The organism is Endozoicomonas sp. 4G, from assembly GCF_023822025.1.
Taxonomy (GTDB): domain Bacteria; phylum Pseudomonadota; class Gammaproteobacteria; order Pseudomonadales; family Endozoicomonadaceae; genus Endozoicomonas_A.
Window position 1 is genome coordinate 5,811,219 of sequence record NZ_CP082909.1, and the last position, 26,466, is coordinate 5,837,684.

Below are 26,466 nucleotides of genomic sequence, written 5' to 3' on the forward strand. Positions count from 1 at the left end.
AGCCCCTATCTAGGGAAGGCGTGTTGAAGCAGGAAGGTTCTTGGAGCGATCTAAGAACCCTCGCCCGATAGGGCGGGGAGTGTCAGTCTCTAACACCTATGCGGATGAGACAGTTCTTGTTGTCGTCCGCCGTTCGGCCTTAAGTAGCTTCAATGTTGGCCAAATACAGGCCAGAGCCAACAGGCTAAGTCCTGAGATGACCCATTCAAGCGAAGAAAATTGCCATTTCAGCGAGTATAAAATCACGATGCCGGCTGGGCCAAAAGAAGCCCCAAGCAAGGTAAATATACGGGACAGTACACTGGCATCAGGTGTTTGCTGAGGTGTCAGCTCATGAAAAGCGTGAGACATAGCCAACAGGGTTGATAAACCTATTCCAGCTCCCCTGATTAACAGACTTAGTGATGTCAATATACAGTGGTTGTATAGATCCGGTATTAAAAGTGGCAATGTTCCCACTACAGATAATAAAACTCCCATGATACCGGTAAACCCAACCCCCCATCGGTCGCACATTTTTTTTAGGTAGGATCGAGAGACAAGGGCTCCAACGCCTTGTGCACCGATCCATAGACTTACTATCCATTCACTTCGACCAAGCTCTTGAATAAACAGAACAGGAAGACCAAACATACCTGCATAGAAGCCAGTACTGGACAGTAACAATAAGATCATGCTTGACCGAAATGAATAAGATCGAAACGATGTAATCTGGATAAGGGATTTTTCCCCAACCTGTCGTGCATGCAGTAAAAATACACATAGTAGTAATGCTCCTAATGTAAAGCTGAAGGCTGCTGTAAGCCATGTATTTTCTTTTAATGTACTGATGTCAGACAGTGAAGATAGACTGAGCACTAATAGAGTTAATGCGGGAGCCAGAAATAAAAAACCGCCAACGTCGAACTTCGATGGAGTTCGTTCCTGGTTGTCAGGAAGCTTTATAACGGCAAGATAAAAGGCCATTAAGCCTATTGGGATATTAATGTAGAAAATCCACCGCCAGTCGCCGATGTGTAATAAGAGGCCAGCAACTACCGGGCCTGCTATTGGTGCCAATACTGTCGGCACAGCCATAGTTGCCATAGCCGTTTTGAGTAGAGGTTTTCCTACTGACAGAACTAATACCGTTTGCATTCCTGTCATGATGATACCGGCACCAACCCCCTGAAGCCCCCTACTGAGCAGTAACATGTTTATATTAGGCGAGATTGCTGCTATTAAAGAACTTGCGGTAAAAACGAATAAACCTGTCAACCAAAGCCTTTTAGCGCCTAAACGACGGGTAGCCCAGGCGCATAGTGTGACAGTCATGGTAGCGGTAATAGTATATAAAACAGACACCCACTGAAGCTTGGAGATATTCACCTCAAAGCTCTTAGCAAGGTTTGGAATCGCAACCCCCAGAGCCGTTGCATCGATCAAAGGCATAATGGCGCCTAGGATCAAACTCACTATTACCCAGCGCTGTTCGTGACTGAATGTATCTTGATCAGACATAAAATTCATCTACACTCCGCGTTCTATCCGATGTATGTCGTTTTGTTTGTATAGAAGGAGTGAATATCAGCTTTAAAGAGTCTGGGCCTCGAGTATACAGACCACTTTCATGGTAATCATTTACATCAGTCATCTGCATGTTTGGCAGTTGGTCCAAGAGAATGTTTGCTGAACACTCTAACTGAAGTAGAGAAAATGCTGCTCCAAGACAAGTATGGATACCTGAACCAAAAGCAAGTTGTCGGCTCTTGGCTTGCCCATTTTTTCTCCGTCGTAAAATAAATTTTTCAGGATCATAAAAGACATTAGGATCGCGGTTAGCGGCTCAAATCATACAAAAGACATGTTCACCCTGTTCAATCTTGATACCGGAAATAACGCAATCGCTGCTAGCTTCCCTGGGAATCAGCTGTACAGGGGAAGTTAGTCGTAACGTCTCTTCCAATGCTTCACGGATAAGGGATCTGTCATTTAAAACGGCATGAAATATATCCGGTGTATCCATTAGGTGCTTGAACATCATGGCTAGTGTCTTATCAGCAGGCTCAGTGGCTGCCAAAAGAATATTCAGACACAGGGCAGTAATTTCGCTGGTTGACATCCTTAAGTCAGCTTCTTGAGTACCATCACACAAAAGAGAGATAAAATCGTCCCCAGGGTTTAGGCGTCGCTCTTCTACTATGGGAGTAATTAAGCTTATTAAGCGTTTACTGCAATCCAGACTATGTGCTTTTTGGTCATCGGTTTGATCAAACAAGGTGATGAACTCGGCAATTCCTTTATGCCATTGGGCAATTTCTTGATAGTTCTCGGTCGGTAGACCTAGAATCCCTAAGGTTACTAACACTGCATAGTCTCTGCCGAATTCTCTAACAAGATCGATTTTTCCAAGAGGCAAATAAGGTTTAATAAGCTCTTTGGTGACGTTAGTGATCATTGGTTGATAAAGTTTAGTGAAATATTCTTTGGTTAAACCATGAAGCACCATGCGGCGTTTGGTGAAATGTTCTTTACCTTCCATTTGTGCCAGTACTCGATCCCCCATCACTGGCTCAGCTCGTTTCATTAGTGGTTTGGTAGTGAAGATTGATGATTTTAAAATCTTATCGACATCATTATACTTTCCAATGAGATAAGTTTTGTTTTTCCTGTCAACGTAGATTAAATCCTTAGCATGCATCTCTCGATAGAGAGGGTATGGGTTTCGTGCTAAATCTGGATTATGAATACTAATTGAAGCTAGTTGGGACATTGGTAAAAATCCTTAAATCTAATCGAAAGGGAAAATTAACGCAGGCTTATTAATCCATAACTTTGCTTTGGCTTAACTTTAACTGGGTAATGACCTTTATATAAACCCTCACCTATGGGCCAGACTCGATGATAAAAAAATGTAGAATAGGGAACGTTTAACAGCGATGGTGTATCTAGGAAAAACGGTAACTCTGCGAAAATGTAGGGCAAGGCATCATTAACAAGTTGTGATTTAAGCTCACTGTCTTGGCGACCTTTTCCCCTAAGACGGCCTCGCACTGCCATTTGTGACATGGTTAAACAGTCTTGACGAAATCGTGAGCAGTTTGCAAACGCCTTCTTGGCTTCAAAATTTAAGCTCTTATAGCTTGTGTTGTCTATAAAATCACTGAACTGAATGATTTTTGCCGGCGTACTTCTTAACTCATACAATGACAGTAAGTAAGTTAAATGAGTTTTGTGACGTCTGAGTTCCCGCCGAGTCTTCTTTATGGCTTTCTTTTCTTCCATACCTGTTGCTATGAGTAATCGGGATGCTTCTGAAAGGCAGGGCATCAATATATCAAATCTTTTGAATCGTCTTGCAATAAAATTCACCAAACTAGTTACATATGTTTTTGAAAACTGAGAATTAAACGGGCTTATACCAATAAGGGCATGTTCACCTTGTTGAATTATGGATTCACAGCGAGGTGTTGCCCCTGAAATATAAAGTTCCTTGCATTGATTTTTTTCTGAAAAATCACAAGGAGTAGGGGGTTGTCTGAACGAATCTACATAGCTGATGGTTGATAGCTGACTCATGATTGGCTCTTATTTGTTGTATACATGTGTTTTTCGAGTTTGGACAGATACCGATCTACCTAACTCACTGTTGTTGTGAGAGTATTTATACAAAGAATTTGAGCCTGTGAATGTTGCATATATGGCAAGCAGTATTGAGAAACCGTCAATGAGTGGTAAAGCTCTAGTGGAGTCACTGACTGACCTGGGTCTTAGTCCGGTCTTTCCCGTGAAAGTGATGACCAAAGAGGTCAAATCACGTTCAGAAACCTCATTGCATAAGCATTACTGGAGTCAGTTGGTGTTCTCTGACAGGGGAGCTACCCAAGTGACAACGTCAAGTATGACCTATTGGGTTCCTCCGCATCATGCAGTTTGGATTCCACCTGATCATATACATTCAGCCTCACTGCTTGAGCGCGCGAGTTTATTCTCAGTCTATTTCTTAAAACATAACCCTCTGTTTGGTTCGTTTGATTGGCACCGGTGTCAATGCTTTGAGGTATCTTGTCTGCTTGGAGAGCTAATTAAAAAGATGTCGGCAACAAACCCTGAAACTATGCCCGAAGAAATTTATAATGCTCTTTGCAAGCTTATATACACAGAAATAGCACAGAGTCGGCCTATCCCAATTGGTGTGCCCATGCCAAAGGACAGACGATTGAGGCATTTGTGTCAACTGTTCTTAAATTCACCACAGCAGTATGTGACACTTCATGATTTAGCTGCTGTAGTGGGGGCTAGCGAAAGTACTATTGGACGACTCTTCAGGAATGAGTTGAATATGACTTTCAGCCAGTGGCGACAGCAAGCACTGCTGGCCAGCGCCATAACATTAGCCGCTAAAAAAATGTCTATTGGCAGAATCGCACTTGAGCTCGGTTATTCCAGTCACAGTGCTTTTACCGCGATGGTGACATCTATTGTAGGAAAATCTCCTAAGCACTTTTTGAATCAATGACTTTAAGTAAAGCGCGATCGTTTCTCCAAACCCGGTCAGGTCTGCCATACCATCACCATTCATGTCAGCAAAGAGGCGAGGGAACTTACTGTCAGTGTTCCAGCTTCTCTATTCGTTGAGGTTGGAAAATGGCTTGCTCTTTACGAAGTTGGCATTATTACCCTCTGTATCATCGGTCAGCCAGTCAAGTGTGAAAGTGCTTTCAGAAGAGTGAAAAATTGTTTTAATCCTGTCACATTAAATAAATCTTATTGTCACAATCATGTCGTTTAATGAGTCCGGCTTAGAGGATATTCGATAACAAATAAAGCTGGCTCGAACGACAGGTATAACATGAGCAAAAATACTTTTGATCCGACGGTGTACAACTCCAGTGATAACAAGCCGATCTCGGCAGTGCTGGAAAAAGAACTCTCCCGCCGTGGGGTTTTGAAGCGTGGGGGTGCGCTGGCAGCCTTTACAGCACTGGCCAGTGTTGGTTTGGCTGGCTGTAACGATAACGACTCTGATGTGGTGACCCCGCCATCCAGGCTCTCTCTGGGCTTTGAATCCATTCCCGGAACTAAAACTGACGCTGTGTCTGTACCTCCTGGCTATACCGCTCAGGTTCTGGCGCCATGGGGCACACCCTTGAATGATAAAGCGGCAGAATGGAAAGACGACGGCACCAACACTTCTGAAGACCAGGCCAATGCCACCGGCATGATGCACGACGGTATGCACTTCTTCCCGCTGGAAGGCAGCAGTACAGAAGGTCTGCTCTGTATCAATCATGAATATATTTCTCAAAGCCGATTGCATCCCAACGGAGATACCAAAGTTGATGGTAAGCGTCCCGCTGAGGAAGTGCGCAAAGAAATTAACGCCCACGGTGTGGCGGTCGTTCACATCAAACTGACCGACGGTGTCTGGGACGTTGTTAAAAACAGCAAATACAACAAGCGTTACACCGCAGCGACTGAAATGGATCTGACCGGGCCGGTGGCTGACAGTGATCTGCTGATCACCAAATACACCAATGAGAAAGGGAATAAAGCCCTTGCCCGAGGCACCAACAATAACTGTGGTAATGGTCACACGCCCTGGGGCACCTATCTGACCTGTGAAGAAAACTGGCCTGGCTATTTTGTCCGCACTGATGCCATCGATAACTGGACTGAAGAACAAAAACGTCTGGGTATCAGTGACGAAGGCACCCGTTATGATTGGGAAACTGTGGAGCCAGCGGACGAAAACGAAACCGGCGAGTTTACCCGTTTTAATGTAACCCCGGGTTCTGGAGCGGCGACTGAAGATTTCCGTAACGAAGCCAATGGTCACGGATACATCGTAGAAATCGATCCCTATAATCCTGATACCCGAGCCACCAAACGGACAGCTCTGGGTCGCTTCCGTCACGAAGACTGCTCATTTGGCAAGCTGGTAGAAGGTCAGCCAGTGGTTTTCTATTCGGGTCATGACAGCCGATTCGAATACATTTACAAGTTCGTTTCCAAAGAACTCTGGAACCCGGCAGACGCCAACCCTGAAGATCGTCTGGCTACCGGTGCCAAGTATATGAATGAAGGGACTTTGTATGCCGCTCGCTTTGATGTAGGAGGTAAGGGTGAATGGCTGCCTCTGACGCCTGAAGCAACCACCAAAGCAGGTGGAAAATTAGGTGATGTTGCCGGATTCGCAACTCTGGCTGAGGTGCTCCTGAATGCTCCGGGCGCTGCTGACGAGGTGGGTGCGACCCCGATGGACCGTCCTGAATGGACGGCGGTCGATCCGAAAACCGGTTCTGTTTATGTCACACTGACAAACAACACCCGTCGTGATAATGGCGACGGTAACTCCGATACCGATACGAATGCCGCCAACCCTCGTGAAGATAATGAGCATGGTCATATTATTCGCTGGGATGAAGGGGCTGACCCAAGCCAGTTTACCTGGCAATTCTTCCTGTTTGGTTCGTTCGCTTCTGAACGCACCCTGGTGAACCTGTCCGGTCTGAACGAAACCAATGAGTTTGGCAGCCCGGATGGCCTGGCCTTTGATGATCGCGGTCTGCTTTGGATTCAAACAGACGGCGGTGACAATGACAATACCAATGACCAGATGCTGGCCGTTATTCCCTCTGAGCTGAACACCACAGAAGGCTTACCAGTCGTTAACGCTAACAACCAGGATCAACTGAAGCGTTTCTTTGTCGGTCCAAACGATTGTGAAGTGACCGGCCTGGCCTTTACGCCTGATAACCAGAGCTTTTTCCTGAACCTGCAGCATCCGGGCAACTGGCCTGCTCCTAACACAATCGATGCAACGGATGGCACTGGTGCTATCAGGGCACGTTCTGCCACGGTGGTTATTATGAAAGATGGTGGTGGTGAAGTGGGGGTTTAAATAGTCGACACTGACTGCCTATATAAAAAAGCCGATGAGTGAAATGCTCATCGGCTTTTTTTGTTGTGAACAATCTACGTTCATCCTGAGCGGAGTCGAAGGATGTGGACTCCGAACCAACAATAAAGACCGTGCCTGGCACCCTTCGACTCCGCTCAGGGTGAACGGAGTTTGGGTGCCATTAATAATTTGGAGCGTGAGAACGAGGGGTGTACGGATATCAGAGCTTAGCTGCACTAGCGGCAGAACAAAACCAGATGGCCAGGTACTTATATATCATTGCGCCAGAGCCAATCCACTGGCACCGCCATGCAGTTTTCTGTTTTGAGTGGCAGTGCATTGTTACCACAATAAATTAATACGCCACCTTTAAAGCGTTCGCCAGCCTGGTCAGCAAGGCACCTTAGTCCTTCTCCGTCTTTTTCCTGAATACTGATAGCTTTTTTAATTTCTATGCCGTAGATATCACGATTATATTCGATGACCAGATCCACCTCCACCTTGTTTTTATCCCGGTAATGGCTGAGGTGAACAGGATCATCCAGCCATTCGGTCTGGGCTCTTATCTGTTGTATGACAAAGCTCTCCAGAACCGGACCGAAGGGGGTCGAATAGTCCCGCCATTCTTCAGCTTTCAGCCGATCCAGCATGGTTGCCAGCCCACTGTCTGCAATATGAATTTTCGGTGCTTTTACCAAGCGTTTGGCAGCATTGTTATGCCATGCTGGCAAACGGTAAAAGAGAAACAGGTGCTCCAGGATACTAATGTATTTATCGGTGGTTTCGCGTCGTATTTTCAAGTCAGTGGCGATGCTACTGATATTGAGCAGATTTCCAGTACGAAGGGATAGTAGTTCAGCCAGCTTCAGCATTTTATCTTCGTCACGAATATTGGCAATATCCCGAATGTCATTTTGAATAATGGTCTGAAGATACTGATTAAACCATTGTCGTGCACGATGGGGTGTGTGGGTATTGGGCTCAGGAAAGCCGCCCTGACAAACCCGTTCAGCGATCCCATGAATTTCTTTTTGCTCACCTTTGATAGAGGCAGACAGGGTTTGTGTGAAGAGGCGTTGTAAAAAGACGGGAGGAATTGATTCTTTTTCGGCTTCTGTCAGTGGCTGCAGATGCAAAATCTCAATACGCCCGGCAAGCGATTCCTTGACTCTGGGCAATAGCATCAGGTTGGCTGAGCCTGTCAGCAGAAAGCGGCCAGGTTTGCGATTGCGATCAACTTCAGCCTTGATCGCAAAGAGCAGCTCTGGAACCCGTTGGACTTCATCCAATGTCACGTATTCAGGCAGGTTTTGTACAAATCCAGCTGGATCGTCTTTGGCGGCTTGCAATACAGAAGAATCATCAAAGGTCAGGTAGGCCCGCTCAGGGGAAAGCTCCCGACAAAGCGTTGATTTGCCCACCTGACGAGCCCCAAGCAGGCAGACTACAGGGGTATCCTGCAGGGCTTCGTTTATTTTGGGTTGTAAATAGCGTGGGAAGAATGTCATCAGGAGGTGCTTCTGGTTGCGACTAATTGTCTATTACTCTAGCGTCTAATTGCCTATTTAGCTTCCGTCTAATTGCCGGTTTCGTTCTTTATTTTCTTTTTTATCTAATAAAAACAGATAGTTATAACATTCTTTTGGCAGCTTCAGTATAGGCGTTTTTGCAGGCCGGAAATGGCCTGCTGCCAGCTATTAAAATCCCTCGGTAAACACGAGCCTTGGTGCGGCTTCGCTCATCCTCAAGAAGACTTTTTCATAAAAGGCGTCACCCGGGCAAACAGCAACCCAAGCTCAAACAACAGCCACATAGGTCCCGCCAGCAGGCTTTGGGAGATAATGTCCGGTGGTGTCAACAGCATACCGATCACAAAACAGCCTACGACGATATAAGGGCGTTTTTTGGACAGGGATTCAAGGCTGCTTACGCCAGACCAGATCAATAATACCGTTGCCACAGGGATTTCAAAGGCCAGCCCAAAGGCAAGGAACAGTTTCAGAATAAAGTTCAGGTAGCTGCTGATGTCGGTCATCATGGTGACCGTTTCAGGCCCGGTGGAGGTGAAGAAGCCAAAAACCAGCGGGAACACCACAAAATAGGCAAAAGCGACGCCTGCATAAAAGAGTATGACGCTGGCTATCAGCAAGGGAATGGCCAGGTGCTTTTCCTTCTTGTACAAGCCAGGAGCGATAAACCCCCAGACCTGATGGAGAATAAAAGGAATAGCCAGGAACATTGAGAGCACAAGGCTGAGTTTGAAGGGAGCGAAGAAAGGTGAAGCAACATCGGTGGCTATCATGCTGGTGCCTTCGGGCATCAACAGGCGCAGAGGTTCAGACACCAGCTCATAAATGTCACTGGCAAAGTAAAACAGCCCGGCAAAGAACAGCAGGGTGACCACCACACTTTTCAGTACACGGGTTCGTAACTCAAGCAAGTGCTGAATCAGGGGTTGTTCTGATTGAACTGTTGGGGTTTCAGTGTTCATAATTCTCTCGGCAGGCATCAAATAAAGGCAGCGCTCAGGCTGCCTTTATTGTGGAATCGATCAAACACGCTGGCAGCCCTCAGGCTTTGTTGTGACTCAGTTCCCTGTTCTTGTCGATGTCCTGATGATGGGTGGCCAGGTTTTCTGCCGAACCGGAGTCATCGCTGACGCTCTTCTTGAAGCCCTTGATAGCTCCCCCCAGGTCACTGCCAAGACCCTTGAGTCGTTTGGTGCCAAACAGCATGGCAACGATCAACAGTACGATTAACAGTTGCCAGATACTGATACCGCCGAGGCCCATAGTGATGCTTCCTTTATGATTTTTTGAAAGCGGTCACTATAGCGTTTGATTATGGAAAAATTATGACAATCTCCCCGTTGTGGTAGAGTTTGCATCAAATCATCAATTTAGCCACTGAGATGAAGTTGCTGTATTCTGTAAGCTCCGATTTTGGTACTCATGAATCATGCTGGAAGCACTGCCCCAAGAAAACGAACTGCCCATTGATGAAGCAACCGTAAGCCTCAAGACACCGCCTCATTCCATTGAGGCGGAGCAGTCTGTGCTGGGTGGCCTGCTGCTGGATAATGAAGCCTGGGATAAAGTGGCCGACAAGATCACGGCTGAAGACTTTTATCATCCCCGCCATAAAATTATTTTCTCGTCGATGGCTAAATCGGCGAACGAGACTCTTCCCTTTGATCCCCTGACACTGGCCACCACCCTAGAGAACCAGGATGAACTGGAACAGGCCGGTGGCATGGTGTACATCACTGAATTGGTGGCCAATGTTGCCGGTATTGCCAACATTGAGGCTTACGCCGGCATTATTCAGGAGGCTTCAGTTAAAAGAAAGGTGATCAACGCCAGTCAAAAGATGGCTGAAATCTCCTACAACCCTGAAGGCCGGGACAGCCAGACGATACTGGATGAAGCGGAACGACTGGTTTTCAACATCGCTGAAGAGCGCCCTAAAACCGGCGGCCCGGTAGGTGTTCGGGAAATCCTGGACAACACGGTTGAGAAAATTGATGAGCTTTTTAATGCTGGCGATGCCATCACCGGTATCACCACAGGTTTCAATGACCTGGACAATATGACCTCGGGTATGCAGCCGTCGGATATGATTATTGTTGCGGCCAGGCCGTCGATGGGAAAGACGACATTCGCCATGAATTTGGTCGAAAACGCCCTACTGAATACCGAAAAAGTAGTCATGGTTTTCAGCCTGGAAATGCCCTCCGAGCAGCTGATGATGCGTATGCTGTCTTCACTGGGGCGGATCAACCAGGGCAAAGTGCGTTCCGGTAAACTGGAAGAAGAAGACTGGCCTAAGCTGGTGTCAGCGGTAGAAAGAATCAAAGATAAAAAACTGTTTATTGATGACACCGCAGGCATCAGCCCTTCTGAAATGCGTTCCCGTATCCGTCGTGTGGTGCGTGAGCATGGTGATATGGCCATGATTATGATCGACTATCTGCAGCTGATGCAGATTCCCGGTTTCAGTGAAGGTCGTACCAACGAAATCTCGGAAATTTCCCGATCCCTGAAAGCCATCGCCAAGGAGTTCAACGTACCGGTGATTGCGCTGTCTCAGCTGAACCGATCCCTGGAGCAACGCCCCAACAAGCGCCCGGTCAACTCCGACCTCCGTGAATCCGGAGCGATTGAGCAGGATGCTGACGTTATCATGTTTATCTATCGTGATGAGGTATATAACCCGGATACCGAATTTAAAGGTATAGGCGAAATCATCATTGGCAAGCAGCGTAACGGCCCCATCGGTTCGGTAAGATTGGCCTTTATCGGTCAGTACACCCGGTTTGAGAATCTCGCTCCCGATGCTTATGTTAATTTTGATGATGAATAAGCAGGGAGTGATAGACGTGGAACCTGTTCAGAAATTTGCGGCTGATATTCTCGAAGTAGGAAAAGCTGCTTTTAATCAACGTCGTGAAAAGTACGGATTGAATCGAATATGCTGAAATCAGAGCTGCTGGAAATTATTGCCAATGGGGAAAACTCAGGTGTTGAGTTCAAGCGAGATGATATTCGTCCTGAGCAGCTAGCTGAAGAAGTCGTAGCAATGGCCAACCTCAAAGGAGGTATGCTACTACTGGGCGTGGAAGATGATGGCTCCATCAGCGGTATAGCACGAGACAGGCTGGAAGAATGGGTGATGAACGCTATCGCAGATAAAGTTCATCCCATGTTATTGCCTTATTACGAAGAAGTTCAGCTTGACTCTGATCATCGTATTGCTGTGATCAGCTTTACCGAAGGAGTATCAAAACCCTATGTGGTAAGGCATAAAGGTCGTGAAGATGTCTGTATTCGAGTCGGTTCAACATCCAGAAAAGCCACAAGAGAGCAGCAGGCAAGATTGTTTGCCAGCGGCGGAATGTTACATACCGAAGCCTTGCCTGTAGCGGGTTCCAGCTATGGCTCTCTGGATCATGAGCGACTGCTTGATTATCTGAAAAATGTACTCGTAGACCCTGATATTCCCAAGAATAAGTCTTCATGGGTTAATCGCTTAATTGGATTAGGGTTTATGGCTGAGGGTGTCAGCTCTCCGGTTTGTACGGTTGCCGGTATGGTATTGTTTGGCACTTCCCCCAGACGTTATTTAAGGCAGTCTGGGATCAGGGTAGTGGCGTTTGACGGAGAAGATAAAACTTATCAATCGAAGATTGACAAGATATTAGATTTTCCATTGGTAGGGCTCTGGAAACAAGATGAAGCGGGTGAGCGTCGCTTGGCAAAGATGCACTTTGGACTGATTGAGACGCTGGTTGATCTGATTGAACCCTATATCAGCGAAGAGTCTGGAGAAATAGACCATCATTTTCGCAGGGAAAGGCATTGGCACTACCCTAAAGCAGCGGTAAGGGAACTGGTTATTAATGCTCTTGCGCACAGAGACTGGACCCGGTCTGTCGATATTGAAATAGGGATATACGACGACCGTCTGGAATTAATCAGCCCCGGCACTTTACAAAATTCTATGACCATCGAAAAAATGCTGGCGGGCCAGCGTTCCCCGAGAAATCCGATTATAGTCGAAGTTCTCAGGGATTATGGCTATGTCGATGCCAGGGGAATGGGTGTACGAACCAAAATCGTACCCCTCCTGAAGCAATACAACGGGAACAAGCCGCATTTTGAGTTGACGGAAGACTACCTCAAAACAACCTTCTACAAGAAAAAGCAGGATTAGGGCTTGAGGTGCTTACTCAGCCCTCTGTCAAACCCTCCATCAAATAGATCAATACATTCCCGTGTCTGTGCAACCAGAATATCTTCTTCACTTGGCTCCTCATCGCTATCACTTTGTTCAGGGCTTGGCTCTTCTCTCGGCTCAGCCGTACAAGCAGGCTTAAGGAACCCTGAATAATACAGTGTGGCCTCGTAAACGATAAAATCTTGTTCTCCCTCACTGACCAGATGAGCTTTCCAGAATTCAGGAGGTTCAGGTACGGGCGCGCAATCTTTACCCGAACATTCATAAGATTCGCATTTCTGGTGAGTTGCTGTGGCCCCGACTGAGGCAACAACTCCGGTATCTTTTTCGGAAGCTTCGCCTTGATCACGAGAGTAATTATCACACGAACCATCGGAATCGTCAGGGTCATCGGCTACCGCTGGCAGTTGATTGCGATTGATATTGGCCCGGTCCAGATAGTAATTTTTGTCAGGATTGAAGTGAGCCCTGAAATACTCAGTCAGTAATGGCAAAACAGATGAAAAGTAAGCGTTGATGATGCCCTGCGTAACAAAGTTTGAAGGTTGGAGTTGTGAGGCAGAATCAGCAGTATTCAACATAGCACTATTCAACATAGTGGTTCGAAAACCGGCAGTCACAACCATGACTCCATCAACAGTTTGCTCATCTGGTTCTGCATCGGATGTGCGATGATCCCTGTTAAGCGACCATACTTGAAGCTTTTCGAGACTCAAAAAGTGTTCGGGAAATTTTTCTTCTATGAAAGACCGGAACATTTGAGAGAGCAGGGATGCTGTTAAAGGCAGTAAAGAATCATATCTGTTATCTCCAGAATACCCAATACGGGGCAGTGACATCACAATCAGGACTGCTACTAACCGGATCAATCGCTTCATGGACTTGAACTTTTTTCTGGATACAGAATGATCAACATAGCTAAGGTTAAAAAGGTCGCCAGTAGATGTTCACTGGAACACCGAAATACTCAGGTTCCAAGGGTGAATAGTAAATAACCTAAAAGCAACTACAATGTAGTCTCACTCTCTGTATGAGAAAATTTACCAATTCCCGCGTAAAGCATCGCCCAATCGGGCGGTGATACAAGCGGTCAGTCCGCAGGACTGATAATAAACATCAAGGTTTTCGAAAGGCAATGCTTTCTGTAAAATATTTCGCATGAAGACTAAGCGAGCCTACAAAGAACGATTCTACCCAACACCTGGGCAAACTCAGCTACTTGCTCAGTCGTTTGGTTGTGCTCGATTTGTTTATAACAATACGCTTCGTTTTCGCACTGATGCCTACTACAAAGACGGGAAATCCATATCCCACTCTGAGGTAGAAAAAAGGCTTGTCTCGCTCAAGACAGAGTTTCCATTTCTGGCTGATGTATCCAGCGTGATTCTTCAACAAAAGCTTAGAGATCAGCAAGAGGCTTTCAAGAAATTTTGTAATGGAAAAGCCAAATACCCTAAATTCAAGAAAAGACACTCAAGACAAAGTATCCGGCTAACAAAGGCCGCTTTCAGATACAAAGATGGTCAGCTTTTCATTGCCAAAAGCGAAGATCCGCTGAATATCCGATGGAGCCGACCGCTGTCTTCTGATCCTTCAAGTATCACCATCATCAAAGATCGGGCAGGCCGGTACTTTGTGTCCATGCTGTGTGAGTTTGAAGCTAAACCAATGCCTATTAGTAACAAGACAGTGGGCATTGATTTAGGTTTGAATGATCTGTTCATCACTTCAGAGGGTGAAAAATCCGGTAACCCAAGGCACACCAAACGCTACGAGATAAAGCTCGCCTATCTTCAGCGTCAGATGTCAAAAAAGCAAAAAGACAGTAGCAACAGAGCTAAAGCAAAGCTCAAGGTTGCACGACTTCATGCCAAGATTGCCGATTGCCGAATGGATGCCACCCACCAGGCATCCCGCAAACTCATTAACGAGAACCAAGTTGTTTGCGTAGAGTCTCTGAACGTGAAGGGCATGATCAAAAATCCAAAACTGGCAAAGCACATAGCCGATGCAAACTGGGGAGAGTTTGTCCGCCAGTTGAAATACAAGGCTGGTTGGGCGGGTAGAGATCTGGTTAAGATAGACCGTTTCTTTCCAAGCTCTAAACGCTGTTCCAGTTGCGGATTTGTCCATGAAAGTCTGCCGTTGTCTATTCGTGAATGGGAATGCCCGGAATGCAAAACCCATCACGACCGGGACATTAACGCAGCGAAGAATATCAAAACCGCCGGACTGGCGGGGTTAGCCTGTGGAGCGACTGGAACGGGGGTAGAGGCTTAAAAGCCCTACCTAGGGAAGGCGTGACGAAGCAGGAAGGTTCTTGGAGCGATCTAAGAACCCTCGCCCGAAAGGGCGGGGAGTGTCAGATTTGAGTGAGACGTAGAAAAGTCTAGGAAAAATCTCAGAAAGTATGGAGGGAGATGAGATCGTGAGAGAAGAGTACGATTTTAGTAAGGGCAAAAAAAATCCCTACGCAAAGAAATTAAAAAAGCAAATCACAATTCGAATAGCGCCCTTCGACCGTGCATCCCGAGCACAGTCGAAGGACGCTCAGGATGAACAGAGATTAGTTCCCATAAACCGAAAGCACAGGTTCATCCAGATTAGCCATCTGCTCCCTCAGCTCCAGGATATGTTCTGACCAGTAACGCTCAGTGTTAAACCAGGTAAACGCCATGGGAAAGGCCGGGTCCGTCCAGCGTTTAGCCAGCCAGCCGGAATAGTTGATCAGCCTCAGGGTTCGGAAGTATTCCACCAGATTAAGTTCTATGGGATCAAACTCGTGAAATTCCTCATAACCTTCCAGAAGCTCTGCCAGTTGAATGGTCTGGCTGGCCCGGTCGCCGCTCAGGAACATCCATAAGTCCTGAATAGCAGGAGCCATGCAGGTGTCGTCGAAGTCGACAAAGTGAGGGTTATCATCCCGCCAGAGAATATTGCCGACATGAGCATCACCGTGCACCCGAATCATGTTCGGGTGGTATTGGGCTTCGATTCGGGCAAGACGGTCCAGAATGTCCCGGGTCAGGGTTTCATAAGCTTTCCTGAGTGTGGCGGGAATAAAATCATGGTTCAGCAGCCAGGTGACATTATCAATGCCGTATCTTTGCAGATTAATTTCAGGGCGATGCTGGAAAGGAACCGCTGAGCCCAGTTTATGCAGTCTTCCCATGCAACGACCCAGCACCAGCAGATGGTCCAGGTTATCCAGTTCCGGCGGGTAGCCTCCCATGCGTTTGAACAGGGCAAACTGGAAGCCGTCAAACTCATGTAAGGTTTCCCGGTTCTCGTTTTGAAGCGGTGCCACGATGGGGAATTCCATTTCTTGCAACTCCAGCGAGAAGGCGTGTTCTTCCAGAATCTGCTCCCGGCTCCAGCGTTCGGGACGATAAAACTTGGCAATAATCGGCAAGCCGTCTTCAATCCCAACCTGGTACACACGGTTTTCGTAGCTGTTCAGCGCCAGGTTCCTGGCATCACACAGGTATCCCTGGCTTTCCACTGCGTCCATCACCCGGTCAGGCGTCAGTCGCTCGTAGGGGTGCTGGATATTTGAACTCATAGACGACTCCCATCTTGTTAGCGGCTGAAGTTTACTACGAAATGCTCCTCAGCAGGGTTAGCTTTACTGACCTTTTTGTCAGTCTTTCAAAAACTATTGCTATTGGTGGTGAGTCAAAGAAATCATTCATGATGTTTTGAGGAAAGTGGAAATGGATGTTCAATCAAGTATGAGCCTTCCATTCGGCCAGGTGTCTGAAAATATAGTCCTGATCCAAAAATTCCTGCTCAAGACGGGTCTTGCCTTTCTTCGATTTCAGTAGCCGACTAAAGAGAGCCTGTTCGGCTGGCGTCAGGTTGTCAGGCATTCGTTGGGCGGGTTGGCTTTCATGAGAGGTTCTTCTGAGAAATTGTTCATAGGTTTTACTATCCATCATGAGTGCCACAAGATCAGGCCTCATTGAGCGGGCATCGCTAAGAATCGATAAGCCCCAGGTATCAATATCACCCCAGTATGCGACACGTCGATCCTTTAACCAGTCCGCATCCATCCAGGATACATTTTTCCCACCTCCTGCTACCGCGACAGTGTTATCAAGGGCAGGTAGGGCAAAGCCGGTCTGTTCATTTTCAACCACCAGAATATGGGTGCCCGGCAAGGGAGTATTGCGCAGCACATCTGTTGATAATTTCAGAACCGCAAGCCCCATCATTTTTGCCTGAGTCTTCGGGCAGAGCGGGCGGATGACCAGCCAGCCAGAAGGTGTTTCGTTGCACTCCAGCCACTGATACAGGTCGCTGATGGTTTCAGAGTGCATCACTTCAAGGAAGTCCCGGATAATCGTCGTGTTTTGCTCGATAAATTTGCTATCAATACCCGAGATTGGCAGTGCCCTTGGATAAAGTCCCTTTCCCATGCCTTTTTTCAATTGAGGTAAAACCCGGGCCAGAGACTCTATGTTATCTTCAGGCATCGACTCCAGCACTCTCAGGTGCCTGATCAGTACCTTGTCTAATTTGGGATTAACGGCCAGTAATCGTTTGAACAATGTTTCCCAATGTTGGCTGCGTTGTATGGCTTCAGAACCCAACGCGTTAAACAAAGACTTCAGGTCGGGTAATGTCAAAGCGACAGGAATCCTGTGCTGGCCGATTTTATGATAATCCCGGGTTTCCCATTCCACTTGCCCGGCGGGATGCCACTCTTGCCACTGCCTGATGTATTGGTGAAATCGGGAAATATCAGCCAGTGCCTGCTTTCCTGAAGGAGGCTTCAGGGAGATACGGATGGCGCCAGGGTTTAACAGGTGCTTACGCAGGCGATCCCACCGGTCCCACTCTTTTTCCTGTAATTGCTTTCTGGCCGCTTCAACCGTGACTCCCCAGCTCATTTTTTTCAGGTCTCCGCTCTTTTATTGAGAGTTCATTGAGGTTTCATTGAGGATTCATTGAGTTCGATGCCCAGCTCTCTGGCACCCTGCTCAATCAATCCAGAATGGTTCATTTTCTGGTCAATCTCTTCCCAGGTGACTTCACACAGGCTGCTCTCGTGGTTTTTGGGGTTTCTTTCAGCAATGAGCAGCGATTTGGCAGACTCACGGGCAAGGTTCAGGTTTTTGTAGGGCGTAATCAGGTTGATATGGATGCTCAACTCCTTGAACACTTTCAGTACACGACGACTTACTGATTCTGCCGTGTTGGAGAAGGCTTCATCCAGGAAAACAGTGCTGTAAACCGGTCGGTCATAACCATCTGGAGTCAGTACATAGGCCAGACTTGCAGCCACCACAGTGCCGGCAAAGGATTCTTTTTCACCACCGGATTTGCCTGTGGACGACGCCAGTACATCCAGTACCTTTTGGGAAGCACTGTCAATTTCTTCAGCATAAAACGACAGCTGATATCGGGAGTCCAGTAAGCGGAGGCTTTCCAGATTATTGGCCGTACTGATGGCAGTCGCCTTGTCCAGAATATCCACTACGGTCTTGAGGTTTTTAAAGCGCAGCTCATGATCTTCACTGCCGGCTTGTTGCAGCACATTCCTTAATTGTTTCTTGAACTCATCGACATGGGGAAAGACTTCCTTTTTTGCACCCAGCCGTAGGAAAGTCCCTTTCTTGAATTCGGTGCGGGCCAGTACCTGGTTGATGGTTCTGATACGCTCTTCAATTTCTTCTCGCTCAGAGTCCATTTTCTGGCTGATTGCAGCCAGTGATTGTGTCGTGTGTCGGTTAAGGCGTTCTTTAAAACGATCTACCAGTGCGGGCAGTCCTTCATGGTCCAGTTTTTCCAGATATTGAATAAAGTCCGGCAGCCCTTCAATGTTGCTTAACCACTCAACGGTGATATGTCCCCATTCCTGGGAAAACCGGCTCATGATGCCTACGGCACGCTGAGAAGTGCTTTTTTCTGCTTCTGTCGCTTTTGTTTTTGCTTTATCGATGTCAATGCGATGCTCTTCTTCCAGCCCCATGGCATTCTCAAGGTCATCATCCACCAGTTCACCGATGCGGGCTGTCAATTCAGAGCGGGGTGCGTCGGTCATGCCTTTTGCGGCAGAGGCTTCGGCTTTTGACCGTTCTTTCACCCCCATGCCCTTACGGGTGTTCAGCGCGGTTTGCTGATCCCGTTCAAGGTCTTTTTTATTTTGAATAGCGGCCAGCGCTATTTTGGATTGTTCCCAGCGCAGTTTTGCCTGTTCCAGATCGCCACCGGACTGTTGCAGGTAATCCAATTCTTGCTGGCTTTTGGTCACCCTTTCCTGCCAATAAGGCACATTGATAGCGTCCCAGTGGTATTGGCTCAAAGCTTCCCAGAGTTTTTCCCGCTCGCCAGCCAGGTTCCATTGTTTCCTTGCTTCAGTAACCGCCTGAAGGCAATGGCTAACCCGTTCCTGTTGTTGTTTCAGGTCTTGTTTTAGCAGCGCCAGCCGCTCTTTGTTGCTGAAACCCAGTTGCCAGGCTCGACGGTCATCGACCCTGCGCCGGTCCTTTTTCTCAAAGCGGCCTTTTTCCATATGAACCAGACCCTGCTCCGTCATGGAAAAAGGCGTTTTATCCAGCGCCTCGCTATTGCTGACACAGTGAAGGTCAAAACGGGCCAGATGCTGTTTTAGCCATTCCCGGTAGGAGTGGTTGCGCCATTGTAATTTCCTGAGATATCCATCCGTAAAAAAATCTTTGGTGCTGTTTACGGGTCTTACTACCTGAACTCTGACGTGCAATCCGGTATGACGCCGGTTCAGCCACTTGGTCACCTGTGGGAAGCTGTTTTCGGGAACCATCAGGGTTGTTCTCAGGCCACCCAGTGCTCTCTCAATGGCTCCCTGCCAATGCTTCTCATCGGGTTGGACGTCAATCAGTTCACCCATAAACATCAGATCTGATCGGGCGATATCCAGAGACTCAGAGAGTTCATCTCTTAACTTCTGAAAGTCCGGGTCTATATTGGAGTCTGGTCGTGAGCTGATTTCTGCGACTTCTTCCTGCAATGATTTTTCCTGGTCCTGGGCATTCTTCCATTCCCCGGTTGCAGCACCAAAGGCATTTTGCAGCGCTTCTATCTCTTCTTTGACCTGATTCAGGTTGCTGGTGATGATGCCAGCATTTTTCTGGAAGGTGGGTTCAGTGAGTTGATCGTCCAGCGCCAGCTTTCGGGCGGTTTCCTGATAGTTTCCTGCTTTGGAATTTATCTCATTCAGCTTTTCTTTATCGCGTTTTAACTCCGCTTCCAGGTGCTCTATCCTGTCACCTCCGAGTTGGATAAAGTCTTTATGGCGGCTTTCCACCAGTCGATTGGCGTCGGCTTCTTCCTGCGCGATTTGCTGTAATTTCTGCTGACTGTCTTCTATGAGTACCTGCAACTGCTGCAACCGAACCGTCCATAGTTGATAACGTTGCTCGGCAAACCAGACGGGCAGGGCAGACAGCTGATCTGCAAGAGACTGAATCGATTTCTGGGTGATTTCCAGCTTTGTGGCAAGCTCTGGCAAGGGAGACAGCATATCCCGCTGGTTTCTTGCGGTTAACAACTCATTGTGGATGCTGACCAGGTCGCCAAACCCGGAGACGGCCTTGGTGGCATCCTCCCTGATTCGGCTGGGTTCAAGCACCAGCTTGCGGATCAGGTCGGTCAGGTCATCAATTTTTTTCAACCCCAATGCCCGTGATAACAAAGCCGGAGCATTACGGTTGTCCATCTGTAACAGTCGGCGATAGGTTTCCTGATATTCACTGAAACGGTCATCGCACAGGGTTACCAGCGGGTCGTTTCTCAGCGTTTGCTTCAAGCCCCTGATATTGCTGGAACCAAAACTTTGCAACAGTTCTTCCAGTGTCAGGTTGCGTTTGGCGACCAGATACATTCGATTAAGATCTTTCAGGGCCAGGGTGTTCTGAGTCATCCAGAACAGGCCGGCCAACGTGATTTCAGAACCATCATCGGCTCGATACAAGGCTCTCAAACCCGAAATAACGGCACCCGATCGTTTGTTGAGCGTGCTGGTTCTGCTGCCGTCATGCTCGGTGCCATAGCTGCCTCTTACGTAAGAAGTGAGGGTACGGTCAGAGCGATCCCCCTGGGCTGCGGCGACATTAAAACTGGCCTTGCCCGCTGGCAGCAATAAAGCCATCAAACCGTCAATCAGTGTCGATTTGCCTGAGCCATTGTCTCCTGTAATCAGGGTACCTTCGGGGTCAATTCTGGCGGTAAATATGTCACCGTGAAAGGAGCCCCAGTTGTGGACTGAGATCTCTGCCAGCCGGATCTGTCCGGAACTGAATAAAGTATTGATGGTGGTTGGTTCCTTGGCCTTGATATCCAGGTTTGCATCAAGGCTGAAAAGATCTTTATTCATCTACAGCTCCTTTGGACAAGGGTTTTTTGTTGTCGCTGCTTTCTTCAGCCATGGACAAATATTTATTCAGCATTTCCTGCAAAAAATCGGCATTGACCACATAGCGAATGACGGGCAGTACTTCAAAACGTTGACCTTCTCTGGAGCCGGACAGAATTTTGCGTTCTTTCATTCGATCCAGTGCGCCGCCCAGATTACGTTTATCGGTGCGACTGCTGTTTGTCAGGGGAATAAAGGGGGTCAACAAGGCCTCTATCTGTTCCAGATCAATGAAGACTTGCTGTTCTCCTGAGTTTTCCCGATCCTGGTAAAATCGCCTCAGCACCAGCAGTAGCACCGAGTCGTAGAGAGAAAGGGTTCTTCGGGTGATCAGTGAAACCTGGTCGTCATCCTCATCAATAGCGTTCTGTTCCTGAAGCAGGGCGATCCCTGACTGTTGATCCAGGGTCAGCCGGAGATACATATCCGCCAGATGATCCCTGACCAAACCCTCGTGCAGGCAAAGGCTGTTGAACAATGCCCCTTGATTCTTGGCAGTGATGACCCCGAGACGCATCAATCGAATCAGGGCCCGTCGGGCTTCGGAAGGAAGTCGGCCTTTTTTGGTCGATGGCTGGCCCTGGTTTTCTGAGGGTGTCTCAGTTTCATCAAGGTCGGCTGACGACTCAGCAGGCTCTTCATTTTCAGTTAATGACTCTTCATGTTGGGTTAATGACTCTTCATGTTGGGTTAATGACTCTTCTGACGGAGTCAAGCGATCAAAAAAGTCGGACGCTTGTTCTGAGGGCTCTTGAGTCATAGGGTCAAGTCTTCCATACGTTGGGGAAATTGATCAGAGCTAAGGAGGTAGCAGGGAATGGTTGCCTGCAGGCTTGTACCTTCCTTATCTTGCAGGCTGATGTGTTCCCGGTCTGGCAGCAGGGTCGCCTTGATGGCTTTGGCCACCCGCAAATGAGCCACCAGCTCTTCCAGCCCCTTGGTAACAGGATAGTGTTGAACGATGCCGGCAATGGTGAGGGGGCCATTTTGCAATAAAATGGATTTGATGATTTCTGCCAGTTCCATCACTTTCACGGACTGAAGGTATGACAACATTGAGGCGCTGGGCGATGACTGATTTTTATTGGTTTTTACTTCGCTGGTATCCAGTGTTTCATCGGGGGCTCGCAGTACCAGACTGTCCAGCGACTGAACTTTGGCAGAGCCGCTGTTCAGTTTTAACCCAATGTCTGTTTTCAGGCTGATATTTTGCTCTTGAAACGTCAGGGCCGTTTGCTCAAGTTGTTCTAATAGTCGGCTCACTGCCCGGCTTTCCAGATGTGCACCACTTTCTACGTACCTGCGAAGACTCTCCTCGGTTCGTTTTCTTACCTGAAATACATGCTCGCTTTCATAGGTTAATTCACGCAGCAGGCGTTCAAGAAATCGGGACTGCTCATGACTGAGGTAGTTGCTGGCCGGACGACTGAGAACCGAACGGATCTGCTCCCTGAACTCAAGTCTTCTGTTTTCATCACAGAGCAGCTGGAAAAAACTGTCAAAGGCTCTGCCGGCGTCGGACTCGGCCAGGATGTTCTCGCCATCCAGCAAGGCTTTCAGAATGTCACCGCGATGGTGTTCGGCTTCAATCATGTTAATTCTGAGCTGCTGGTCCAGTTGCCGTATTTCATCTTCTACCCGGCGAAAATCACCCGTCAACACCGACGCCAGCTGGTACACTTCCCGGATTCTTTCTTTTTGTTCCTGTTTTGATAGCTCATAAACAACGCCAGCATTCAAGGCATCAATTTCATGTTGCAGTTTTGCCTTTTTTGCTTCCAGCAGCGTGACTCGCTCTTTGGGGTCAGGACTCAAAGCCACCGCCAGGTCCCTGATGGCATCCTGAACAATGCGCAGATGAGAAGCGGTGGCGTTATTTTCTCGCTCGTCCAGCCCTTTGACAAAGCGCAGGGCAACTTCACAGGCATCGGTACGGGACAGCTTGTCATCCAGCTCCCGGAGCCAGCCGGACTTGATCCACACCCTCAGGTAGGACATGGCATTGACATCCCCTTCAATCAGGCTGAGCTCTCTCAGTTGTTGCAGCTCTGTATCCAGCGCCACCCGGGCCTGACCGACAGGGACTTCACCGGTCTCCTGGAACAGGTCTGCGATAAAAGCCAGCATCAGTGGCGCATTATCGGCCCGTAAAAGCTTCCAGGTCTTGTGTTCCTGATATTGGCGACGGAAGGACGCGTATTTTTGTTGAAAACTCAATGGATCGTTCTCGGTGGCTACTGGTGCTTGATGGTTGCAAGATAATAATATTGCCCGGTTAACTATGGAAGCCTACACCCCAAGTTCGTTGCCCACTATTTTTCTGGTTCTTCAGCGTGGGTCAGGTGTCCTCGCCAGACACCAGATATCCACACGTTTCACGCCCTGCTGTTTCAGCAGCCGGGTGATTTCCGAGACCGTTTCTCCGGTGGTCACAACGTCATCTACTATAGCGAGATATTGATAATCTGGCCTGCCTGTCATTGAGAAAGCATTCTTGATATTGCCTTTGCGTTTTGACGCCTTCAGACCCTGTTGAGGGGCTGTGTGCTTCTGTCGTCTGATCAGGCGCGTTTCCAATTTGAGGGGTTGATAGGGCTGAAGTTTTTTCACCAGTTGCCTGGCCAGCAACAGCGCCTGATCAAAGCCCCTTGCCCGCAAACGTTTGTTGTGAAGAGGAACCGGCACGATGGCCTGGGGCCACTCCCGGCCATCGTAGTGGTGAATCAGGTTACGACTCAATTGATCGGTCACCGGTGGCAGGTAGATCAGTTGCTGATGGTATTTGATCTGTTTGACAAGGTGGTCAACCGGAAACTCGTAGTTGAAGGCAGAATAGCAGGTGTCGAAGACCGGTTTTTTCCGGAGGCAGCGGGCGCAGCATTCCGGAGCATCAAGTGGAACAGGAATACCACAGGACTGACAGTGCTTTTCGGCAACGGGCAGAGACTTCATGCAAAGGTTGCAGACGGGCTGATTCATGGGTGTGTCCGCCCGACATAACAAACAGCTCATGGAAATAAGTTGTTTGAAATTTAACCATTGGTAAAGTCTGTTACGTTTTAACAATTGACGCATAGTTTCAATTAATTATCATCGATCCTGTTTTTGGCTTTAACTTTAATTTCTGATATCTGGCCTGACCAACAATAGAGAGCTTCTTCCCGGAAGAATCAGTGAACAACATGACTAACCCTACAAGCCTCAAGGACTCAGGTTCCAGCGAGCTGCGCCATAACTGGACCTATGACGAAGTCGAAGCCCTGTTCCAAACGCCATTCAATGATCTGATCTTCCAGGCTCAGCTGGCCCACAGAGCACATTTTGATCCCAACCGGGTGCAGATTAGTACACTGTTGTCCATCAAGACAGGAGCTTGCCCGGAAGATTGTAAATATTGTCCCCAGAGTGGTCATTACAACACGGGTCTGGACAAAGAAAAGTTGATGGCAGTGCGTAAGGTTCTCGAAGAAGCACGCCACGCCAAAGCGTCTGGAGCGACCCGGTTCTGCATGGGGGCGGCCTGGAAAAACCCACCTGAGAAGGACATGCCCTACATTCTGGAAATGGTGAAAGGGGTCAAGGAAATGGGTCTGGAGACCTGCATGACCCTGGGTATGTTAAATGAAGATCAGGCCGGACAGCTGGCTCAGGCCGGTCTGGATTATTACAACCACAATCTGGACACCTCACCAGAATTTTATGGCAGCATCATCACCACTCGCACTTACTCAGATCGTCTTAATACCCTTGCCCATGTGCGTGATGCGGGAATGAATATCTGCAGTGGCGGCATCGTCGGTCTGGGTGAAACGGAAAGAGACCGTGCCGGTATGCTGATCCAGCTGGCCAACCTGCCCAAACATCCGGAAAGTGTGCCGGTGAACATGTTGGTTCGTGTCGAAGGAACGCCTCTGGCGGATGTTGAGGCAGTGGATGGTATCGACTTTGTTCGTACCATCGCGGTGGCCAAAATCATGATGCCCGCTTCCTGTGTACGTTTGTCTGCCGGTCGTGAAAACATGAGTGATGAGTTGCAGGCCCTGGCTTTTCTGGCGGGCGCTAACTCAATCTTTCTGGGTGACAAACTGCTTACCACTGCCAATCCCAAAGAGAGCCATGACCGACAGCTCTTCAACAAACTGGGCATCAACAGGGATGATATCAGCGGGCAAGAGCAGGCGCTGGAAGCCCTGTGCCCTCTGCGCGAGCAGGATTCTTTATTAAACAACGAACTGAACAATGAGCATTATTACGATGCTATGGCTCAGCAGGCGTCCTGATGGCTTTTGACCTCGAGCAGGACCTTCAGGCACGCCGGGCCCGGGGTCTCTACCGGACAAGGAAGACCCTTGAGGTGCCTCAGGGGCCGGAAGTGGTGGTTGATGGCAAGCCTTATCTGGCTTTCTGTAATAATGATTATCTGGGTCTGGCTAACCATCCGGACATCCGTGCGGCCATGGCGCGAGCCACGTCTGAATACGGTACCGGCGGTGGCGCTTCCCATCTGGTGATTGGCCATAGTCGTGCCCATCACCAGCTGGAAGAAGCGCTGGCGGAGTTCACCGGTCGTGAGCGGGTTTTGCTCTTTGCCAATGGCTATATGGCGAACCTGGGGGTCATCACGGCCCTGTTAGGTAAAGAGGATGCAGTGTTTCAGGATCGTCTGAACCATGCCTCGCTGCTGGATGCTGGTTTGTTATCGGGGGCAAGGTTTCAGCGGTATCTCCATAAGGATCTGGTCAATCTGGAAACCCGGTTGAACCGAACCGATGGACGACGAAAGCTGATCGTGACGGATGGCGTTTTCAGTATGGACGGGGATCTGGCTCCTTTGAAAGCCTTATCAGAATTGGCCCATCGACAGGATGCCTGGTTGATGGTGGACGATGCCCACGGTTTTGGTGTTCTGGGTAAGAGTGGTGGCGGCGTTGCTGAATATTGCTCTCTGGGCCAGAACGATTTACCGGTGTTGGTGGGTACTCTGGGTAAAGCTTTTGGTACCGCAGGTGCTTTTGTTGCAGGCAGTGAAGCCCTGATTGAGACTCTGATCCAGTTTGCCCGCACCTACATCTATACCACTTCAATGCCTCCGGCCATAGCTGAGGCAACAAGAGTCAGTCTTGACATTTTAAAAGCAGAAAGCTGGCGAAGAGAACACCTGGCTAAGCAGGTTCACTACTTCAGAAAAGAGTGCCGTCGGATGGGGCTGAAACTGATGGACTCGCACTCTCCCATTCAGCCTGTTATTGTCGGGCCTGCGGATACTGCGGTGACCATGAGCGAGGCTCTGGCCGCGCGGGGTATCCTGGTGACGGCCATTCGTCCCCCCACGGTTCCTGAAGGAACTTCAAGGTTACGCATTACCTTCAGTGCGGCTCATAAACAACAACATGTAGAGCAGCTACTGGATGCACTTGAAAGAACGGTACGCCCGTTACAGGAGTAAGGAGTA

General features: G+C 48.4%; 19 protein-coding genes and 1 pseudogene. 7 read left to right on the forward strand and 13 right to left on the reverse strand.

The features are described 5' to 3' along the window. Positions 1-96: 96 nt before the first annotated feature. The 3 genes and pseudogenes from K7B67_RS23070 to K7B67_RS23080 all read right to left on the reverse strand — a co-directional run bounded on the left by K7B67_RS23070 (position 97) and on the right by K7B67_RS23080 (position 3,558). On the reverse strand, positions 97-1,500 hold the full coding sequence (locus K7B67_RS23070; protein WP_252178189.1) for an MFS transporter: 1,404 nt from the start codon (positions 1,498-1,500) through the stop codon (positions 97-99). Continuing rightward, positions 1,493-2,752, reverse strand: a pseudogene (locus tag K7B67_RS23075) (cytochrome P450, cyclodipeptide synthase-associated). Before K7B67_RS23075 ends, K7B67_RS23070 begins: the two are co-directional and overlap by 8 nt. Positions 2,753-2,787: 35 nt before the next feature. Next, positions 2,788-3,558 carry a tRNA-dependent cyclodipeptide synthase gene (locus tag K7B67_RS23080; protein ID WP_252178190.1) on the reverse strand — a complete coding sequence of 257 codons (771 nt, stop codon included), beginning with the start codon at positions 3,556-3,558 and terminating at the stop codon, positions 2,788-2,790. A gap of 106 nt (positions 3,559-3,664) precedes the next feature. Here K7B67_RS23080 and K7B67_RS23085 point away from each other — a divergent pair, with 106 nt between their 5' ends. Both K7B67_RS23085 and K7B67_RS23090 read left to right on the forward strand, forming a co-directional pair. Continuing rightward, positions 3,665-4,498 (forward strand): helix-turn-helix transcriptional regulator, encoded by an 834-nt coding sequence (locus K7B67_RS23085; RefSeq protein ID WP_252178191.1) that lies wholly within the window; start codon positions 3,665-3,667, stop codon positions 4,496-4,498. A 333-nt stretch (positions 4,499-4,831) separates the two neighbouring features. Continuing rightward, positions 4,832-6,883: a PhoX family phosphatase gene (locus tag K7B67_RS23090; RefSeq protein ID WP_252178192.1), complete on the forward strand. Its 2,052-nt coding sequence runs from the start codon at positions 4,832-4,834 to the stop codon at positions 6,881-6,883. A gap of 269 nt (positions 6,884-7,152) precedes the next feature. Here the strand turns inward: K7B67_RS23090 and K7B67_RS23095 are convergent, their stop codons facing one another. The 3 genes from K7B67_RS23095 to tatA all read right to left on the reverse strand — a co-directional run bounded on the left by K7B67_RS23095 (position 7,153) and on the right by tatA (position 9,675). Next, on the reverse strand, positions 7,153-8,391 hold the full coding sequence (locus K7B67_RS23095; RefSeq protein WP_252178193.1) for an ATP-binding protein: 1,239 nt from the start codon (positions 8,389-8,391) through the stop codon (positions 7,153-7,155). A 236-nt stretch (positions 8,392-8,627) separates the two neighbouring features. After that, positions 8,628-9,374 carry a twin-arginine translocase subunit TatC gene (gene tatC / locus K7B67_RS23100; protein WP_252178194.1) on the reverse strand — a complete coding sequence of 249 codons (747 nt, stop codon included), beginning with the start codon at positions 9,372-9,374 and terminating at the stop codon, positions 8,628-8,630. A 79-nt stretch (positions 9,375-9,453) separates the two neighbouring features. Further along, positions 9,454-9,675, reverse strand: coding sequence for a twin-arginine translocase TatA/TatE family subunit (tatA, locus tag K7B67_RS23105; RefSeq protein ID WP_252178195.1), 222 nt, complete (start codon positions 9,673-9,675; stop codon positions 9,454-9,456). Positions 9,676-9,841: 166 nt separating this feature from the next. On the opposite strand from tatA, the gene dnaB reads away from it, so the two are divergent. Continuing rightward, a complete protein-coding gene (dnaB, locus tag K7B67_RS23110) occupies positions 9,842-11,245 on the forward strand; it encodes a replicative DNA helicase (RefSeq protein ID WP_252178196.1) in 1,404 nt (467 codons plus the stop codon). Positions 11,246-11,353: 108 nt separating this feature from the next. After that, positions 11,354-12,595: an RNA-binding domain-containing protein gene (locus K7B67_RS23115; RefSeq protein WP_252178197.1), complete on the forward strand. Its 1,242-nt coding sequence runs from the start codon at positions 11,354-11,356 to the stop codon at positions 12,593-12,595. On the opposite strand, the gene K7B67_RS23120 is transcribed toward K7B67_RS23115, so the two are convergent. Next, positions 12,592-13,497, reverse strand: coding sequence for a hypothetical protein (locus tag K7B67_RS23120; RefSeq protein ID WP_252178198.1), 906 nt, complete (start codon positions 13,495-13,497; stop codon positions 12,592-12,594). The genes K7B67_RS23115 and K7B67_RS23120 overlap by 4 nt on opposite strands. 280 nt (positions 13,498-13,777) lie before the next feature. On the opposite strand from K7B67_RS23120, the gene K7B67_RS23125 reads away from it, so the two are divergent. Next, a complete protein-coding gene (locus K7B67_RS23125) occupies positions 13,778-14,899 on the forward strand; it encodes a transposase (RefSeq protein WP_252178199.1) in 1,122 nt (373 codons plus the stop codon). A gap of 286 nt (positions 14,900-15,185) precedes the next feature. Here the strand turns inward: K7B67_RS23125 and K7B67_RS23130 are convergent, their stop codons facing one another. The 6 genes from K7B67_RS23130 to K7B67_RS23155 all read right to left on the reverse strand — a co-directional run bounded on the left by K7B67_RS23130 (position 15,186) and on the right by K7B67_RS23155 (position 23,993). Continuing rightward, a complete protein-coding gene (locus K7B67_RS23130) occupies positions 15,186-16,181 on the reverse strand; it encodes a serine/threonine protein kinase (protein WP_252178200.1) in 996 nt (331 codons plus the stop codon). A 163-nt stretch (positions 16,182-16,344) separates the two neighbouring features. Next, positions 16,345-17,511, reverse strand: a complete 1,167-nt coding sequence (locus K7B67_RS23135; RefSeq protein WP_252178201.1) for a DUF3322 domain-containing protein — start codon at positions 17,509-17,511, stop codon at positions 16,345-16,347. A 32-nt stretch (positions 17,512-17,543) separates the two neighbouring features. Further along, positions 17,544-20,975 (reverse strand): ATP-binding protein, encoded by a 3,432-nt coding sequence (locus K7B67_RS23140; protein ID WP_252178202.1) that lies wholly within the window; start codon positions 20,973-20,975, stop codon positions 17,544-17,546. Continuing rightward, on the reverse strand, positions 20,968-21,774 hold the full coding sequence (locus tag K7B67_RS23145) for a DUF4194 domain-containing protein (protein WP_252178203.1): 807 nt from the start codon (positions 21,772-21,774) through the stop codon (positions 20,968-20,970). Before K7B67_RS23145 ends, K7B67_RS23140 begins: the two co-directional genes overlap by 8 nt. Further along, the gene (locus K7B67_RS23150) at positions 21,771-23,231 is read right to left on the reverse strand and encodes a DUF3375 domain-containing protein (protein ID WP_252178204.1); all 1,461 of its coding nucleotides are present in this window, start codon (positions 23,229-23,231) and stop codon (positions 21,771-21,773) included. The genes K7B67_RS23145 and K7B67_RS23150 overlap by 4 nt, the downstream gene beginning before the upstream one ends. 111 nt (positions 23,232-23,342) lie before the next feature. Beyond that, positions 23,343-23,993, reverse strand: coding sequence for a ComF family protein (locus tag K7B67_RS23155; protein ID WP_252178205.1), 651 nt, complete (start codon positions 23,991-23,993; stop codon positions 23,343-23,345). A gap of 203 nt (positions 23,994-24,196) precedes the next feature. Here K7B67_RS23155 and bioB point away from each other — a divergent pair, with 203 nt between their 5' ends. Both bioB and bioF read left to right on the forward strand, forming a co-directional pair. Next, positions 24,197-25,294: a biotin synthase BioB gene (gene bioB / locus K7B67_RS23160; RefSeq protein ID WP_252178206.1), complete on the forward strand. Its 1,098-nt coding sequence runs from the start codon at positions 24,197-24,199 to the stop codon at positions 25,292-25,294. Beyond that, on the forward strand, positions 25,294-26,460 hold the full coding sequence (gene bioF / locus K7B67_RS23165) for an 8-amino-7-oxononanoate synthase (protein WP_252178207.1): 1,167 nt from the start codon (positions 25,294-25,296) through the stop codon (positions 26,458-26,460). The genes bioB and bioF overlap by 1 nt, the downstream gene beginning before the upstream one ends. Positions 26,461-26,466: the final 6 nt, after the last annotated feature.

What these genes read in the sequence shown, in the direction of transcription:
- K7B67_RS23070 (WP_252178189.1), bottom strand. Translation starts at nt 1,500, where the DNA reads ATGTCTGATCAAGATACATTCAGTCACGAACAGCGCTGGGTAATAGTG.
- K7B67_RS23080 (WP_252178190.1), bottom strand. Translation starts at nt 3,558, where the DNA reads ATGAGTCAGCTATCAACCATCAGCTATGTAGATTCGTTCAGACAACCC.
- K7B67_RS23090 (WP_252178192.1), top strand. Translation starts at nt 4,832, where the DNA reads ATGAGCAAAAATACTTTTGATCCGACGGTGTACAACTCCAGTGATAAC.
- K7B67_RS23095 (WP_252178193.1), bottom strand. Translation starts at nt 8,391, where the DNA reads ATGACATTCTTCCCACGCTATTTACAACCCAAAATAAACGAAGCCCTG.
- tatC (WP_252178194.1), bottom strand. Translation starts at nt 9,374, where the DNA reads ATGAACACTGAAACCCCAACAGTTCAATCAGAACAACCCCTGATTCAG.
- tatA (WP_252178195.1), bottom strand. Translation starts at nt 9,675, where the DNA reads ATGGGCCTCGGCGGTATCAGTATCTGGCAACTGTTAATCGTACTGTTG.
- dnaB (WP_252178196.1), top strand. Translation starts at nt 9,842, where the DNA reads ATGCTGGAAGCACTGCCCCAAGAAAACGAACTGCCCATTGATGAAGCA.
- K7B67_RS23115 (WP_252178197.1), top strand. Translation starts at nt 11,354, where the DNA reads ATGCTGAAATCAGAGCTGCTGGAAATTATTGCCAATGGGGAAAACTCA.
- K7B67_RS23120 (WP_252178198.1), bottom strand. Translation starts at nt 13,497, where the DNA reads ATGAAGCGATTGATCCGGTTAGTAGCAGTCCTGATTGTGATGTCACTG.
- K7B67_RS23125 (WP_252178199.1), top strand. Translation starts at nt 13,778, where the DNA reads ATGAAGACTAAGCGAGCCTACAAAGAACGATTCTACCCAACACCTGGG.
- K7B67_RS23130 (WP_252178200.1), bottom strand. Translation starts at nt 16,181, where the DNA reads ATGAGTTCAAATATCCAGCACCCCTACGAGCGACTGACGCCTGACCGG.
- K7B67_RS23135 (WP_252178201.1), bottom strand. Translation starts at nt 17,511, where the DNA reads ATGAGCTGGGGAGTCACGGTTGAAGCGGCCAGAAAGCAATTACAGGAA.
- K7B67_RS23140 (WP_252178202.1), bottom strand. Translation starts at nt 20,975, where the DNA reads ATGAATAAAGATCTTTTCAGCCTTGATGCAAACCTGGATATCAAGGCC.
- K7B67_RS23145 (WP_252178203.1), bottom strand. Translation starts at nt 21,774, where the DNA reads ATGACTCAAGAGCCCTCAGAACAAGCGTCCGACTTTTTTGATCGCTTG.
- K7B67_RS23155 (WP_252178205.1), bottom strand. Translation starts at nt 23,993, where the DNA reads ATGAATCAGCCCGTCTGCAACCTTTGCATGAAGTCTCTGCCCGTTGCC.
- bioB (WP_252178206.1), top strand. Translation starts at nt 24,197, where the DNA reads ATGACTAACCCTACAAGCCTCAAGGACTCAGGTTCCAGCGAGCTGCGC.
- bioF (WP_252178207.1), top strand. Translation starts at nt 25,294, where the DNA reads ATGGCTTTTGACCTCGAGCAGGACCTTCAGGCACGCCGGGCCCGGGGT.